This is a genomic window from Candidatus Blastococcus massiliensis AP3 (assembly GCF_000582785.1).
GTDB lineage: Bacteria > Actinomycetota > Actinomycetes > Mycobacteriales > Geodermatophilaceae > Blastococcus > Blastococcus massiliensis.
The window spans coordinates 1,087,365-1,101,855 of sequence record NZ_HG931174.1 but is presented as its reverse complement, the minus strand read 5'-3'; the positions used below and the strand labels follow the sequence as shown (position 1 = coordinate 1,101,855).

The 14,491-nt window shown below is 74.2% G+C and carries 14 protein-coding genes and 1 tRNA gene; 6 read left to right on the top strand and 9 right to left on the bottom strand.

The annotated features are described in order from the left end of the window. Window positions 1-120 precede the first annotated feature (120 nt). Window positions 121-918 carry a PRC-barrel domain-containing protein gene (locus BN344_RS13765; RefSeq protein WP_051515875.1) on the top strand — a complete coding sequence of 266 codons (798 nt, stop codon included), beginning with the start codon at window positions 121-123 and terminating at the stop codon, window positions 916-918. Window positions 919-921: 3 nt separating this feature from the next. Here the strand turns inward: BN344_RS13765 and nhaA are convergent, their stop codons facing one another. The 7 genes from nhaA to BN344_RS13730 all read right to left on the bottom strand — a co-directional run bounded on the left by nhaA (window position 922) and on the right by BN344_RS13730 (window position 7,930). After that, complete coding sequence (nhaA, locus tag BN344_RS13760) at window positions 922-3,543, bottom strand: Na+/H+ antiporter NhaA (protein WP_081788600.1); 2,622 nt, start codon at window positions 3,541-3,543, stop codon at window positions 922-924. Between the two features lie 109 nt (window positions 3,544-3,652). After that, a complete protein-coding gene (locus BN344_RS13755) occupies window positions 3,653-4,432 on the bottom strand; it encodes a nitrilase-related carbon-nitrogen hydrolase (protein WP_231486803.1) in 780 nt (259 codons plus the stop codon). 56 nt (window positions 4,433-4,488) lie between these two features. Next, entirely contained in the window at window positions 4,489-5,673 is a 1,185-nt protein-coding gene (locus tag BN344_RS13750; RefSeq protein WP_231486802.1) for a pyridoxal phosphate-dependent aminotransferase, read from the bottom strand. A 58-nt stretch (window positions 5,674-5,731) separates the two neighbouring features. Further along, complete coding sequence (locus BN344_RS13745; protein WP_040338910.1) at window positions 5,732-5,947, bottom strand: RNA-binding S4 domain-containing protein; 216 nt, start codon at window positions 5,945-5,947, stop codon at window positions 5,732-5,734. Window positions 5,948-5,952: 5 nt separating this feature from the next. Beyond that, a complete protein-coding gene (locus tag BN344_RS13740) occupies window positions 5,953-6,687 on the bottom strand; it encodes an MOSC domain-containing protein (RefSeq protein ID WP_040338909.1) in 735 nt (244 codons plus the stop codon). A 1-nt stretch (window position 6,688) separates the two neighbouring features. Further along, window positions 6,689-7,606, bottom strand: coding sequence for an aldose epimerase family protein (locus tag BN344_RS13735; protein WP_040338908.1), 918 nt, complete (start codon window positions 7,604-7,606; stop codon window positions 6,689-6,691). Between the two features lie 90 nt (window positions 7,607-7,696). Beyond that, the gene (locus BN344_RS13730; RefSeq protein ID WP_040338907.1) at window positions 7,697-7,930 is read right to left on the bottom strand and encodes a hypothetical protein; all 234 of its coding nucleotides are present in this window, start codon (window positions 7,928-7,930) and stop codon (window positions 7,697-7,699) included. A gap of 113 nt (window positions 7,931-8,043) precedes the next feature. Here BN344_RS13730 and BN344_RS13725 point away from each other — a divergent pair, with 113 nt between their 5' ends. Further along, window positions 8,044-9,867, top strand: a complete 1,824-nt coding sequence (locus BN344_RS13725; protein ID WP_040339271.1) for a flavin-containing monooxygenase — start codon at window positions 8,044-8,046, stop codon at window positions 9,865-9,867. Next, window positions 9,864-11,069 carry a cytochrome P450 gene (locus BN344_RS13720; protein WP_040338906.1) on the top strand — a complete coding sequence of 402 codons (1,206 nt, stop codon included), beginning with the start codon at window positions 9,864-9,866 and terminating at the stop codon, window positions 11,067-11,069. The genes BN344_RS13725 and BN344_RS13720 overlap by 4 nt, the downstream gene beginning before the upstream one ends. Here the strand turns inward: BN344_RS13720 and BN344_RS13715 are convergent. Further along, complete coding sequence (locus BN344_RS13715) at window positions 11,066-11,524, bottom strand: GNAT family N-acetyltransferase (RefSeq protein WP_040338905.1); 459 nt, start codon at window positions 11,522-11,524, stop codon at window positions 11,066-11,068. The genes BN344_RS13720 and BN344_RS13715 overlap by 4 nt on opposite strands. A 71-nt stretch (window positions 11,525-11,595) precedes the next feature. Here BN344_RS13715 and BN344_RS13710 point away from each other — a divergent pair, with 71 nt between their 5' ends. Together BN344_RS13710 and BN344_RS13705 are read left to right on the top strand one after the other, a co-directional pair. After that, a complete protein-coding gene (locus BN344_RS13710) occupies window positions 11,596-12,759 on the top strand; it encodes an acyl-CoA dehydrogenase family protein (protein ID WP_040338904.1) in 1,164 nt (387 codons plus the stop codon). Window positions 12,760-12,850: 91 nt separating this feature from the next. Next, window positions 12,851-13,318: a DUF1707 SHOCT-like domain-containing protein gene (locus tag BN344_RS13705; protein ID WP_051515874.1), complete on the top strand. Its 468-nt coding sequence runs from the start codon at window positions 12,851-12,853 to the stop codon at window positions 13,316-13,318. Window positions 13,319-13,370: 52 nt separating this feature from the next. Here BN344_RS13705 and BN344_RS13700 read toward each other — a convergent pair. After that, a tRNA-Leu gene (locus BN344_RS13700) sits at window positions 13,371-13,453 on the bottom strand. Between the two features lie 172 nt (window positions 13,454-13,625). Here BN344_RS13700 and BN344_RS13695 point away from each other — a divergent pair. Further along, window positions 13,626-14,426 carry an FhaA domain-containing protein gene (locus tag BN344_RS13695; protein WP_040338903.1) on the top strand — a complete coding sequence of 267 codons (801 nt, stop codon included), beginning with the start codon at window positions 13,626-13,628 and terminating at the stop codon, window positions 14,424-14,426. Window positions 14,427-14,491 lie beyond the last annotated feature (65 nt).

Below are 14,491 nucleotides of genomic sequence, written 5' to 3'. Positions count from 1 at the left end.
GGACCGGAGGGGACGTCCCGCCACGTCGAGCAGGGGCATGTTCGTGGACGGTGCCGGATGGGCACGCCTCCGGGGCCGGCGCCCAGCAGCGGACGCCGCGCGCTCCGGGAGGTCGGTTCCATGGTCAGCGAACAGGACGTGTCGGCGGCGATCGGCAGCACCGTGTACGGCAGCGACGGCCGGTCGGTCGGCACCGTCGACAGCTTCTACAGCGACGACCTCACCGGAGTTCCGACGTGGGTGTCGGTCTCCAGCGGGCTCCTCGGCACGCGGCGCGCCATCGCCCCGGCCGACGACGCGACGTTCGCCGACGGCCGTCTGCAGTTGACGGTGCCCGCGGGCGCGGTGTCCGACGCCCCGCGGCTGGGTGGCGAGCACCTCGCACCCGAGGACGAGGAGGAGCTGCGCCGGCACTACGCGCAGGCCCGGCGCTCCGCCGGGGAGGGCCCGGCGGAATCGGAGGACCGGCACGTGGACGGCCGGGCGGACGACCGTGCGGACGGCGGCGCGGACGGCGCCATGGTCCGGAGCGAGGAGCAGCTGCGGGTGCGGACCGAGTCGGTGGCGCAGCGCCGGGTGCGGGTCGTCCGGTACGTCGTCACCGAGGAGGTCCAGGTGACGGTGCCGGTGCGCCGCGAGGAGATCAGGATCGAGGAGCTGCCCCTGGACGCCGATCCGGAGGACGACGGCGTGGACGGGGAGTCGCTCGTCGACGGTGCCCGGACCGCGGCCGTCGGCTCCGGGCTCCCCGACGAGATCGTCCTCCACGCCGAGCGGCCGGTGGTGACCGTCGAGGTGGTGCCCGTCGAGCGGGTCCGGCTGCGCACGGAGCTCGTGACCGGGCAGGAGTCGGTCTCGGGGACGGTGCAGCGGGAGCAGGTCGCCGTCGACCACGACCGGTCCCCCGACGGCCGCTGAGCGTCAGCGGGCCGGCCGTCCCGCCAGGCGCACCAGCTCGTCCCCGCTCGGGTCGAACAGCACGCGGCCGTCCGGCGCCAGCACGACCGGCACGCCGGCCGGAGGGTCCAGTTCGTCGAGCATCGCCCGGGCGGCCGGATCCTCCGCCGGATCCAGCCAGGTGTGCCCGATGCCCTGGTCGGCCAGGACGTCGCGCAGCCGGCTGCTGGCTGCCCAGCGCCGGTCGCCGAGCACCCGCAACCCCGTGGCCCGGCCGATGAGCATGGCCCGCCGGATCAGCAGGGCGCGGGTGATGAGCTGGGCCAGCTCCCGGTCGTCCGCCATGACCGCCCGCAGCCGGTCCACGGTCAGGGTGAGGACGTCGCCGGGCGCCGCCCCCACGACGGAGCGGACGGCGGGCTGCCCGGCGAGCATGTTGAGCCCGCCGAGGAAGCGGTTCGGACCCACCACGGAGACCACCCGGGGCCCGTCGTCCCCGTCGTCGTCCTCGACGACCGCGACGGTCCCGGACAGCACGACGACGAAGTCCCACTCCGCGCTGCCGCCCTGCACCAGCACGTCCCCGGTCGCGCTCGGCCGGCGGCGGCCGTAGCGGCGCAGCACCGCCAGCTGCCGGTCGGTCAGCCGCGGTGACGAGCCGTCGGCGTCCGGCGTCTCCGCGGCGCCGTCCAGCGCCGCCAGCTCGGCCACGGCGTCCATCCGTGCCCGGGGCGACAGCGGCGCCCAGGAGGGGCCGTCGTCCTCCCGGGCGGGCGCGGGCCGGCGCTCCGCCGGCACGCCGCGCGGATCGGTCGCCAGCAGGGCGGCGGCCAGCGCGTCGGTGGTCGTCGGCCCGTCGTGCCGGGCGCCGTTGACGAAGAAGGCCGGGGTGCCCTGCACCCCGCTGGCCTCCGCGCTGGCCACGTCCTCGCGCACCCGGGCGGCGTGGGTCGCCTCGCCCAGCTCGCGGGCGAAGCGCTCCAGGTCCAGGCCCAGCGCGGCGGCGTGCTCGAGCAGGTCCGCCGCGTCCAGCCGGTCCTGGGCGGCGAACAACCGGTCGTGCATGGCCCAGAACGCCCCCTGCGCGCCGGCCGCCTCGACGGCCTCCGCCGCCAGCTCGGCCGCCGGGTGCACGTCGACGAGCGGGAGGTGGCGGAAGACGTAGCGCAGCTCGTCGCCGAAGCGTTGCCGGAGCTCGCCGACCACGCCGGTGGCCCGGCCGCAGAAGGGGCACTCGACGTCGCCGTACTCGACGAGCGTGAGCGGTGCCTCGACCGGTCCGCGCACGTGGTCCACGGCGGGATCGACCGGCGGATCCAGCAGCGCCGGGCGCTGCGGCACCCCTGACGACCCGCGGCCCACCAGCCGGAGGACCAGGGCGCCCAGCAGCGTGGCGGCCACCGCGGCCGCGAGGATGCCGATGGTCGCCTCCTCGCGCAGCGCCTCGTCGTCGAACGCGAGGTCCGTGACGAAGAGCGAGACGGTGAACCCCAGGCCGGTGAGCGCGGCGCCACCCCAGACCGCACCCAGCGTGACCCCCGGGGGCAAGGGGCCGAGGCGCAGCGTGACGGCGATCGTGGCGGCCAGCCCGACGCCGAGCAGCTTGCCGACGACCAGGCCGAAGAACACGCCGAGCGTGACCGCGGAGCCGACCGCCCGCTCCAGCAGGTCGCCGTCGATGCCGACCCCCGCGTTGGCCAGCGCGAACACCGGCACGACGAGGTAGGTGCTCCACGGGACCAGCACGGCGCCGATGCGCTCGTTGGGCGACACGGCGCGCTCCACCGACAGCTTCGCCTGCCGTGCCAGGCCCGGCCCGGGGGACTGCCGGAAGGCCCGGGTGAGCACACCGGCCCGCTCGACCTCGTCCCGCCGCGGGGGATAGGCGCTGACCAGCAGGCCGAGGACGACGCCGCCGATGGTGGCGTGCACCCCGGACTCGTACATCGCCACCCACATGACGACGCCGACGGCGAAGTAGGCCGGGCCTCGCCAGACCTGCAGCTTCGACAGCCCGATGAAGACGAGCACGCAGAGCCCGGCCACACCGAGGGCACCGAGGTCGAGGTCGTCGGTGTAGAAGACCGCGATCACCGCGAGGGCGCCGATGTCGTCGACGACCGAGAGCGAGAGGAGGAAGACCCGCAGCTGGATCGGGAAGTGCCGGCCGAAGACCGCCAGCGCTCCCAGGACGAACGCCGTGTCCGTGGCGATCGGGATCCCCCACCCGTGCGCGGCCGGGGTCCCGGCGGTGAAGGCGTAGAAGATCAGCGCAGGGAGCGCGAGCCCGCCGACGGCCGCCAGCGCCGGCACGGTCAGCCGGCTGCGCTGGGCCAGCTCGCCCATCGACAGCTCCCGGCGCACCTCCATGCCGATCAGGAAGAAGAAGAACACCATGAGGCCGTCGTTCACCCAGTGCTGCAGGTCCTGGGCGATGCCCCGGTCCCCGAGACGGACGGCGAACTCGGTGTGCCACAGCCGCTCGTAGGAGTCGCCCCACGGGGAGTTGGCCCAGACCAGCGCGAGGACCGTGGCGCCGACCAGCAGCGCGGCGCCGGCCAGGCCCGAGGAGATCAGTCGTCGCACCGGACCGGACAGCTGGCCGCCGAGATGGACGGTGCGCGACCGGCCGGCGCTGCTGCTCACGACCGCGCCAGCGCTGCGGGCGGGACGATGTGTTCCCGGCGTCCGCGACGGCGCTCCATGGGCGGAGCACGGTAGCGGCTGAGGCCCCCGTCCGGGCCGCCGCGACCGGTCAGCCCCGACGGTCGCCCATGCTCTGCCGATCCTTGAAGACGGGGAACCGGTCGCGGGTCGCGGCCACCTCCGCGGCGTCGACGTCGGCGACCACGACGGTCTCCACAGCCGCCGCGGTGGCCAGCAGCTCCCCCGTCGGACCCACGATCCGGGTGTCGCCCGCGTACTCCGTGCCGTCGCCGGCCACGCCCACCCGGTTACAGCCGACGACGTAGGCCTGGTTCTCGATGGCGCGGGCCTGCAGCAGCGTCGTCCAGTGCAGCCGCCGGGCGGCGGGCCAGTTCGCGGTGACGAGGTAGACGTCGGTCTCCGGTGCCGACCGCCAGAACACGTCGGCGAAGCGCAGGTCGTAGCAGATGAACGGGGTGATCCGCAGGCCGCCGATGGTCACCGTCACCGGCCCGTCACCGGCCCGGAAGCGCTCGTGCTCGCCGCCGTGGGTGAACGGGTGCAGCTTGCGGTAGCGGTGCACCGTCCCGTCGGGCCCGGCCAGGACGAACGAGTTGTAGGGCAGCTCCGCATCGCCCCCGCCGGAGTCCCCGGCGATCTCCGGGCAGCTGCCGGCCACCCAGATGCCGTGCTCGGCGGCGCGGGCCCGCAGGAAGTCCGCCGAGGGACCGTCCTCGGGCTCGCCGATGCCCGGCGTCATGGAGAAGCCGGTGGAGAACGTCTCGCTCAGCAGCACCAGCTCCGCCCCGGCCCCGGCCGCCCGGGCGACCTGTGGTGCCAGCCGCGCGAAGTTGGCCTCGCGGTCCTCCCAGACGATGTCGTGCTGCACCGCCGCAATCCTCATGCCGCCCCCTCGCCCAGGGCCATAATGGCCATTTCGGCCCGTCATGCCAGTCGGCGGAGGCGCTCGACGGCCTCGCCGAGCACGTCGTCGCTCTTGCAGAACGCGAACCGGACGAGGTGCCGGCCCAGGTGCGCGTGCTCCGGTGCGTAGAAGACCCCCGACGGGACCGCGACGACGCCGGCCCGCCCGGGGAGCGCCCGGCAGAACGCCAGGCCGTCGCCGTCGGGCTGCACGCCGCGGACGTCGACGGTGGCGAAGTACGTGGCCTCCGGGCTGACGACCGGCAGTCCGGCGTCCCGCAGTCCCCGGACCAGCACGTCGCGGCGGTACTGGAGGTCCCGCGCCAGGCCCGCGAAGTACTCGTCGGGGAGCCGCAGGCCGGCCGCGACCGCGGGCTGGAACGGTCCCGCGTTGACGTAGGTGAGGAACTGCTTGGCCGTGCGGACGGCGGCGACCAGCGGCGCGGGCCCGCAGATCCAGCCCACCTTCCAGCCGGTCACGTTGAACGTCTTGCCGGCGCTGCTCACCACGACGGTGCGCTCGCGCATCCCGGGGAGCGTGGCGAGCGAGACGTGCCGGGCACCGTCGAAGACGAGGTGCTCGTACACCTCGTCGGTGAGCACGAGCAGGTCGTGGGCTCCGGCGAGCTCCGCGAGCAGGTCCAGCTCCTCGGCGCTGAGGACGGTGCCGGTGGGGTTGTGCGGCGAGTTCACCAGCAGCAGCCGGGTGCGCGGCGTGACCGCCGCCCGCAGGTCCGCGGGGTCGAACGTCCACCGCCCGCCCTCGGCCGCCGGAGGGTGGAGGGGGACGGGGCGTGCGACACCACCGGCCATCGCGATCGACGCGGAGTAGCTGTCGTAGATGGGCTCGAACAGCACGACCTCGTCGCCCGGCTCGAGCAGGGAGAGCATCGCTGCGGCGAGCGCCTCGGTCGCGCCCGCGGTGACCAGCACCTCGGTGTCGGGGTCGTAGCTCAGGCCGGAGAACCGCCGCTGGTGCGCGGCGACCGCCGCCCGCAGCTCGGGGATGCCGGGGCCGGGCGGGTACTGGTCGGCCCCGGTGCCGATGGCCGCCCGCGCGACGTCGAGCACCTCGGGCGGGCCGGGGTAGTCGGGGAAGCCCTGACCGAGGTTGATCGAGCCGGTGGCCACGGCCAGCGCGCTCATCTCGGCGAACACCGTCGTCCCGAAGCCGTGCAGGCGGCTCGCGAGGTACGGCGTGGTCACGTCGTCAGCGTTCCACGTGGCTCTCCTCATGGCCGAGTCGCGAGCTCCTCGGGCGAGCTCAGCGGATCCGGACGTCCCCGAAGCCGTCGACGGAGACGACGTCCCCGGAGCGCAGCTGGCGGCCGCGACGGTCCTCGGGCTCCCCGTTGACCCGGATGCCGGTGGTGGCCAGGACGTCCTTCACCTGCGCGCCGGTCGGCACGGCGTCGACGAGCTTGAGCAGCTGGCCGAGCCGGATGGTGTCCTCCCCGGGCCGGAGGTCGACGGTGCGCATGCCGCTCAGTCTGCCGCCGGCTCCAGGAGGTCGCCGACCCGGACCGTGCCCGGCTGGAGGACGGCGGCCCGGACGGCGAGCAGGCCGTCCCGCTCGCGGTGGATGGTCTTGAGCACGGAGGTGTCCCGGGCGATCCCGCCTGCCTGGGGCCGGGTCGTCATGACGCAGCGGAAGATCGGCGCCCCGAAGCGGAGCTCCGCGTCGCCCAGGACGGCGCCCCGCCCGCCCAGGCGGTCCTCGCCCTCGCCGTCGAGCAGCACGTTGGCCCGGAACCTGCGCCGGTCCCAGTCGCCGAGCGTCCCGGTGGACACCAGCGAGAGCCGGATGCGGGGGCTGTCGTGGAACGGCCCGGTTGCCCCCTCCCACTGCTGCCACTCGGTGGGGCCGTCCGCGGTCTCGTCCCCCGGGTCCTCGTACGTCGGGGGGTCGACGTTCCCGGTCGCCTCCCGGAGCTCCACCCGGCGGCCCAGCCAGTCCGAGAGGAGGGCCGGGATCTCCGAAGGGCCCTCGGCCACCGTGCCGTCGGGCAGCACGACCTCCACCCCGCCGTCCGGGGTCACCCGGGCCGAGCCGAACAGCAGCTCGGGCACCCGGCGGGCGGTCAGCCCCACCCCGGTGTCCCGGTCGAACAGCGCCCACCCGCGGTCCCGCGGGATGCCGAGCGGCCCGACGTGGACCTCGGTCAGCCGTTCGCCCTGCAAGGACTTGACCGGGTAGCGCCACAGCTCCAGGACCCGCATCTCAGCCGGCCGGGGTCCAGGACAGCGTCCACGTGCCGGCCCACGTCTCCCCCGGCTCCAGGACGACGACGTCCACGCCGTCGGCGAGCGCGGCGGCCGGGCAGCTCATCGGCTCGAGCGCCAGGCTGCGGCGCCGCTGACCCGGCGGCAGGGTGTCGCCGCTGTAGACCAGCAGCCACGGCCAGGCCTCGTCGACGGCGAGCTCCAGTTCACCGGCCGCTCCACGCAGCCACGCGCGGGCCCAGCCGTCGGCGTCCCGGGCCAGGTCGGTGAGCGGGGTGTCGAACGCGCGGTCGCCGATGCGGCCGACGGCCCCGTCGAACGGACGCCGACCGCCGGCCGGCAGCCCACCGTCGATCAGCATCTCGGTCCGGCCGGGGAGCTCCACCTGGGCGTCGGCGATGCCGCCGTCCTCCGTGGCGCCGACGGCGAAGTACGGGTGGAACCCGGCGCCGAAGGGGGCGCGGCGGTCGCCGTCGTTGCGCACCCGCAGGGTGACCGTGAGCCGGTCGGCGGTCAGCGCGTGGTCGATCGCGGCGGCCAGCCGGAAGGGGTAGCCCGGTCGCGGCAGGACCGTCGTCCCCACCGTGGCGGTGTCCCCGGTGGCGGCCAGGACCGACCAGGGCTGCCAGGTGACCAGGCCGTGCTGGGCGTTCGGGGACGACGGCGAGGCGACCTCGAGCTGCAGCTCCTCGCCCTCCCAGGTCCAGCGGCCGTCGCGGATCCGGTTGGGCCAGGGCAGCAGGACGCCGCCGCGCCGGCCGGGGAGGGTGCCGCCGGCGGGATAGCCGTCGAGCACCTCCCAGCCGCCGACGGTCAGCCGGCGCAGTGCCCCGCCCCGCAGGTCGATCGCGAGGGAGGCGTCCCCCGCGGTCAGCGCGACCTCGCGGGGCTCGTCCGGCGGCCAGATGTCGGGCATGAGCTCAGCTCACCACATCCCCGACCGCGAGATCTGCACACTCGCCCTCATCAGACCGCTGACGGGGGTGAGTGTGCAGATCTCGTCGGGTCAGGGCGTGTACGTGACGCCTTCCGCGAGTGCCACCACGTCCTCCGGGCCGAAGTCCTTCACCGCCTGGAGCTGGCAGACCACCGTGTCGTCCGAATCCCAGGCGAGGGCCCAGTACGGCGGAGGTCCGACGACCCACGCGTCGTCGCGGGAGCTGACGAGCTCGGCCGGCCGTCCGCGGACCGTCGGCGACCCGACCCGCTCGAACTGGATCGAGTGACGTTCGCTCAGCATCCCGACCCGCCAGTCGTCGTACTCCTGAACCGGTTCACGCGGTCGAACCAGAACCTGGTTCGGATAACGTGGCGGACGACTGTGGCGTGGAGCACAGCGGTGAGGAGCGGTCGATGACGTCGGTACGAGGCCCGGTGCGCCGCGACGGGACGCCGATCGACAAGGACGCCGTCCGCCGCAAGTACCTGGAGGAGCGCGACAAGCGCCTGCGCACCGACGGCAACGACCAGTACCTGCGCCTGACCGGCGAGCTGGCCGGCTACCTCACCGACCCCTACACCCCCCGGGTCGAGCGCGAGCCGAGGACCGACCACGTCACCGTCGCCTTCATCGGCGGTGGCTTCGCGGGCCTGGTCACGGGCGCCCGCCTGAAGGAGGCCGGTGTCGAGGACGTGCGGATCGTGGAGAAGGGCGGGGACTTCGGCGGCACCTGGTACTGGAACCGCTACCCCGGCGCCCAGTGCGACACGGCGTCGCTGATCTACATGCCGCTCCTCGAGGAGACCGGCCACATGCCGACCGAGAAGTACGCGCACGCGCCGGAGATCCTCGAGCACTGCCAGCGCATCGGGAAGCACTACGGCCTGTACGACGACGCGCTGTTCCACACCGAGGTGCGCGATATCAGCTGGGACGAGGCCGGATCGCGCTGGCTGGTGCGCACCGACCGCGGGGACGCGTTCACCGCGACGTTCCTCGCCATGGGCACCGGCCCGCTGCACGTGCCCAAGCTCCCGGGCATCGCGGGGATCACCGAGTTCCGGGGCCACAGCTTCCACACCAGCCGGTGGGACTACGCCTACACCGGCGGCGACCCGTCGGGTGCGCCGTTGGACGGGCTGGCCGACAAGCGGGTCGCGATCATCGGCACCGGCGCCACCTCGGTGCAGGCGGTGCCACACCTGGCCGGCGCGTGCGCCGAGCTCTACGTCTTCCAGCGCACGCCGTCCTCGGTCGACGTCCGCGCCAACGCCCCGCTGGACCCCGAGTGGTTCGCCTCGATCGCCACCCCGGGCTGGCAGCGGCGCTGGCTGGAGAACTTCACCGCCACCCAGACCGGCGCCGGCGACGGCGAGGACCTGGTCATGGACGGCTGGACCGACCTGGCCCGCCGGATGCGCGAGCGCGTGCTGTCCCTGCCGCCCGAGCAGCAGACCCTCGCCGGCATGCAGGCGGCGATGGAGGACGCGGACGTCGAGAAGATGGAGGAGATCCGCGCGCGGGTCGACGCCGTCGTGGCCGATCGGGCGACCGCCGAGGGGCTCAAGGCCTGGTACCGGCAGCTGTGCAAGCGGCCCTGCTTCCACGACGAGTACCTCGACGCCTACAACCGGCCGGGGACGCACCTGGTCCACACCGACGGCAAGGGCGTCGAGCGGATCACCGGGACCGGCGTCGTCGCCAACGGCCGGGAGTACGAGGTCGACTGCATCATCTACGCCTCGGGCTTCGAGGTCGGCACCGAGTACACCCGCCGCGCCGGCTACGACGTGACCGGGCGGGACGGCGTGACGCTCTCCGAGCGCTGGGCCGACGGGATGCGCACGCTGCACGGCACCCACGTGCACGGCTTCCCGAACCTGTTCGTCGTCCAGCCCACCCAGGGCGCCAATCTGATCAGCAATGTCCCGCACAACCTCACCGAGTCCGGCCGCACCATCGCCGCGATCGTGCGGCACGCCCTGGACACCGGGGCGGCCGAGGTCGAGGTCAACGCCGAGGCCGAGCAGGCGTGGGTCGACCTGTTGCTCACCCACCCCGGCAGAGGGGTCATCGGCTCGCCCGACTGCACCCCCGGCTACTACAACAACGAGGGTCGCGACGCGGGCCTCCGGGCGAAGCTGAACGTCGGCTACCCGGCCGGCGCGGCGGCCTACTTCACCTATCTGGACGGCTGGCGCTCGTCCGGCGACTTCGAAGGACTGATGTTCCGGTGAGCGATCTCGAGGACCTGGTCCGGAACATCGACGTCGTCGACCCGTACCCGCTGTGGCAGCAACTGCTCGACGGCGGGCCGATCGTCGCCCCCGACGAGTCGTTCGCCCTGCTGACTTCGCACGCCCACTGCGACGCCGTGCTGCGCTCGCCCCTGGTCAGTGTCGACCGGAGCAACTCCACCCAGTGGCAGGAGGTCGCCGCCCGGCTGTCGCCCGAGGACCGCGCGCGCCAGGACCGCCAGCGCAGCTTCCTGTTCCTCGACCCCCCGGACCACACCCGCCTGCGGCGCCTGGTCAGCAAGGCGTTCACCCCGCGGACCGTCGCGGAGCTCGCCCCCTTCGCCGAGCAGCTCACCGAGGACCTGCTGGACGCCGCCGTCGCGCGCGGGCGGCTCGAGGTGGTCGGCGACCTCGCCTACCCCCTGCCGGTCACCGTCATCAGCCGGATGCTGGGCGTGCCGGAGGAGGACCACCTGCGGTTCTCCGAGTGGTCCGACGTGCTGGCCAAGAGCCTGGACGACGGCCCGGCCATCGACGAGTCCGACGAGTCCCGTGCTCGGCGGCACGCCGCGGACGAGTTCCGCGCCTACTTCACCGAGCTGTGCGCGCAGCGCCGGGCCGAGCCGCGCGACGACCTGCTGAGCGCGCTGGTGCAGATCGAGCACGACGGCGACCGGCTCTCCACCGACGAGCTGCTGAGCACCGCGCAGCTGCTGCTCGTGGCCGGGCACGAGACCACCGTGAACCTGATCGCCAACGGCACGCTGGCCCTGCTGCGGGACGACGACCTGCGGGCCCGCGTGGCGACCGACCCGGTCTGCGCCGCCGGCGTCGTCGAGGAGGTGCTCCGACTCGACCCACCGGTGCAGATGACCGGACGCATCGCTCGGGAGGACCTGGAGGTGCCCGGTGGCCGCGTCCGCGCCGGCGGGCGGGTGGTGCTGTTGATCGCTGCCGCCGGGCGGGACCCGCAGCAGCACCCGGACCCGCTGCGGCTCGACCCGACGCGCACCAGTCCGCACCTGGCGTTCAGCATCGGCCACCACTACTGCCTGGGCGCGCCGCTGGCCCGGCTGGAGGGGCGGGTGGCGCTGCAGGCCCTGGCGCAGCGGATGGCGGGCGCCCGGCTGGGCGAGCTGACCTACAAGCCCAACCGCATCCTGCGCGGGCCGGCGCGCCTCGAGGTGCTGCTGCCGGACTAGGGCAGCGCGCGCTCGAGGAACAGCGAGTCCGCCGCACCAGGATCACCGGCGTAGCTCCCGAACGCCGGGATCGGGCGGTAGCCGACCGAGGTGTACAGCGCGATGGCCGCTACCTGCAGCGGCCCGGTCTCCAGCCGGAGCACGGTCCAGCCGCGCTGCCGCGCCGTCGCCTCCAGCCCGGCCAGCACCGCCCGGCTCACGCCGCGCCGCCGCGCCGAGGGGACGACGTACATCCGCTTCACCTCGGCCACGCCGTCGTCCAGTTCGCGCAGCGCGCCGCAGCCCAGCGGCGTGCCGTCGTCGTCGAGGGCGACCAGCACGACCGAGATGTCGGACGCCGACGGCCGACGTCCGGGCTCGGTCTCCCCGCCGTAGAGGCCGCGGATCTCGTCCTGCTGGTCGTCGGTGAGCCGCTGGACGACGGGGTCGTCCCAGGTCGTCTCCTCGATGCGCACGCGGCCATCTTCTCCAGCGGGCCTTCCTGCTCCCGCAGGTACCGTCCTGAGCAGCCCGAGAATGGAGAACCGTGCCCGTCGACCGCGAACTGCCCACCCCCGAGGCCGAGCACCTGCTGCGCCTCACCCGCGAGATCGCGGACGCCGAGCTGGCGCCGAACGCGGCGTCGTACGAGCGCGAGGAGCGGTTCCCGCGCGAGGTGTTCCGCCTGCTGGGCGAAGCCGGGCTGATGGGCCTGCCGTTCGGCGAGGACGTCGGCGGCGGGGGCCAGCCCTACGAGGTCTACCTGCAGGTGGTCGAGGAGCTCGCGGCGCGGTGGGCCAGCGTGGCGCTGGGCGTCAGCGTGCACACGCTCTCCTGCTTCCCGATCGACCGGTTCGGCACCGACGCGCAGCGTCGCGACCTGCTGCCCGACATGGTCGGCGGGCACCTGCTCGGCGCCTACTGCCTGTCGGAGGCGCACGCGGGGTCCGACGCCGCCGCGCTCCGCGCCAGCGCCCGGGCCGACGGGGACGGCTGGACGGCGTCCGGCGAGAAGGCGTGGGTCACCCACGGCGGCCAGGCCGACTTCTACTCCACGTTCCTGCGCACCCCGGACGACGGCGAGAAGGGCATCTCCTGCTTCCACCTGACGCCCGACCTCGCCGGCTTCGGCGCCGCGCCGCCGGAGCAGAAGATGGGGCTGACGGGGTCGACGACCGCCGCGATCCGGCTGGACGACGTCCCCGTCCCGGCCGACCGGCTCGTCGGCGAGCGCGGCCGCGGCATGGGGATCGCCCTCGCCGCGCTGGACTCCGGGCGCCTGGGCGTCAGCGCGGTCGCGGTCGGGCTCGCTCAGTCGGCCCTGGACCTCGCCGTCGGCTACGCGGTGGAGCGCGAGGCGTTCGGCCGTCCCATCGCCCAGCACCAGGGCGTGTCCTTCCTGCTGGCGGACATGGCCGCCGCCGTGGAGTCCGCGCGGGCCACCTACCTGGTCGCCGCCCGGCGCAAGGACGCGGGCAAGCCCTACTCCCGGCAGGCGAGCATCGCGAAGCTGGTGGCCACCGACGCCGCGATGAAGGTGACCACCGACGCCGTCCAGGTGCTGGGGGGCGCGGGCTACACCCGCGACCACCCGGCCGAGCGCTACATGCGCGAGGCCAAGGTCATGCAGATCTTCGAGGGCACCAACCAGATCCAGCGGATGGTCATCGGCCGCCACCTCACGAACGCCGTCGTGCCGCCGGCCGGCTGACGCCCCGGTTCCACGTGGAACCCACCGATGGGTGGACGACGACGGACGGCGGTGGGCCGATACTGGAGGCCACCGCCCCTGGGAGTGCTCGATGCCCGAACCGCACCTGCGCGCAGCCGACGCCGACCGTGCCGCCGTCGCCTCGGTCCTGGGCGAGCACATGGCCGCGGGCCGGCTCACCGTCGCCGAGTACGAGGAGCGGCTGACCCGCGCCTACGCGGCGAAGACCTACGGCGAGCTCGCGGAGCTGACCACCGACCTGCCCGGCGGTGCCGCGCCCGCCGCCTGGAGCGGCTCCTCGGTCGCGCGGCGCGAGGACCGGCCCGCACGCTGGGGCGGGGGCTGGGGGGAGGCCGACGCCTGGGCCTGGCGGTCCTGGGCGAGCACCGCGGTCATCGTGCTGGCCATCTGGGGGATCACGTCCCTGGCCAGCTGGCAGCTGCTCTACTTCTGGCCGATCTGGGTCATCGGGCCCTGGGGCGTCGTCCTGCTGATCCAGTCCTTCGGCGATGACGACGAGGACGAGGGATCCGGACCGGAGGCGCTGCCCGGCCGCTGACCCGGTCCTGGAACGACGAAGGGCTCCCCCTCGGGGAGCCCTTCGGTGCGTGTGGGCAAGGGGGGAGTTGAACCCCCACGTCCTTTCGGACACACGGACCTGAACCGTGCGCGTCTGCCATTCCGCCACTTGCCCGGCGAGCGACGACGATAGCAGCCGGGGGGCGTCACCCGGGGCAGGGGTCGGTCGTTCCCCGGGGGCCAGCACAATCGTGCGGGGCGTCGCGCGTTTGGCAGTCCGCCGCGCGAGGCCCCGCTACGATCATGCGAACACAGCGGGACGTCCGGCCGAGCGCAAGGGAGCGACTGTGGGTGTGCTGCAGCGCTTCGAGCGGCGGCTGGAAGGCATGGTCGGACTGGCGTTCGCCCGGCTCTTCAAGGGCAAGGTGCACCCGGCCGAGATCGCCAAGGCTCTGCAGCGCGAGGCCGACGAGCAGCGCTCGGTCATGGGCGAGGGCCGCATCCTCGCCCCGAACGTCTACGTGGTCCGGCTCGGCGACACCGACTACGAGCACCTCGGCCAGTGGTCCGACCAGCTCGCCGGCGAGCTGGCCGACATGGTCGCCGAGCACATCGACGACGAGGGCTACTCGATCTTCGACGCCGTGCGGGTCTACCTCGAGCGCGACGCCGATCTGCCCACGGGCGTGTTCGAGGTGTCCTCGGAGGTCGCCGACCCGTCGCACCCCGCCGCCCGCGGTGACCTCGCCGCCGCCCCGCCCGTGCCCGGCCATCCCCCGCTCCCACCACTCCCCCCGCTGCGCGGTCACGTGGGCGACACCGGCAAGGTCGCGCCCGGCCGTCCGGGGGCACGGTCCATGGCGACCCACGCCCTGGTCGTCGACGGGCCGGGCACCCGGCACGAGCTGTCCCGCGGACGCAACGTCATCGGCCGGGGCACCGAGGCCGACATCCGCCTCCCCGACACCGGGGTCAGCCGCAAGCACGTCGACGTCGTCCTCGAGGGCGACGTCGCCACCGCCGAGGACCTCGGCTCCACCAACGGCACGCTGGTCAACGGCCGGCGGATCAGCCGCCAGCCGCTCGCGGACGGCGACGTCATCAGGATCGGGCATTCGGTGCTGGTGTACCGGCGGGACGGCGCGTGACGACGTCACCGAAGTCACGCATGAGCAGGGCGGTACCGGGCACGAAGTCGCTGATGTCGAGCGAG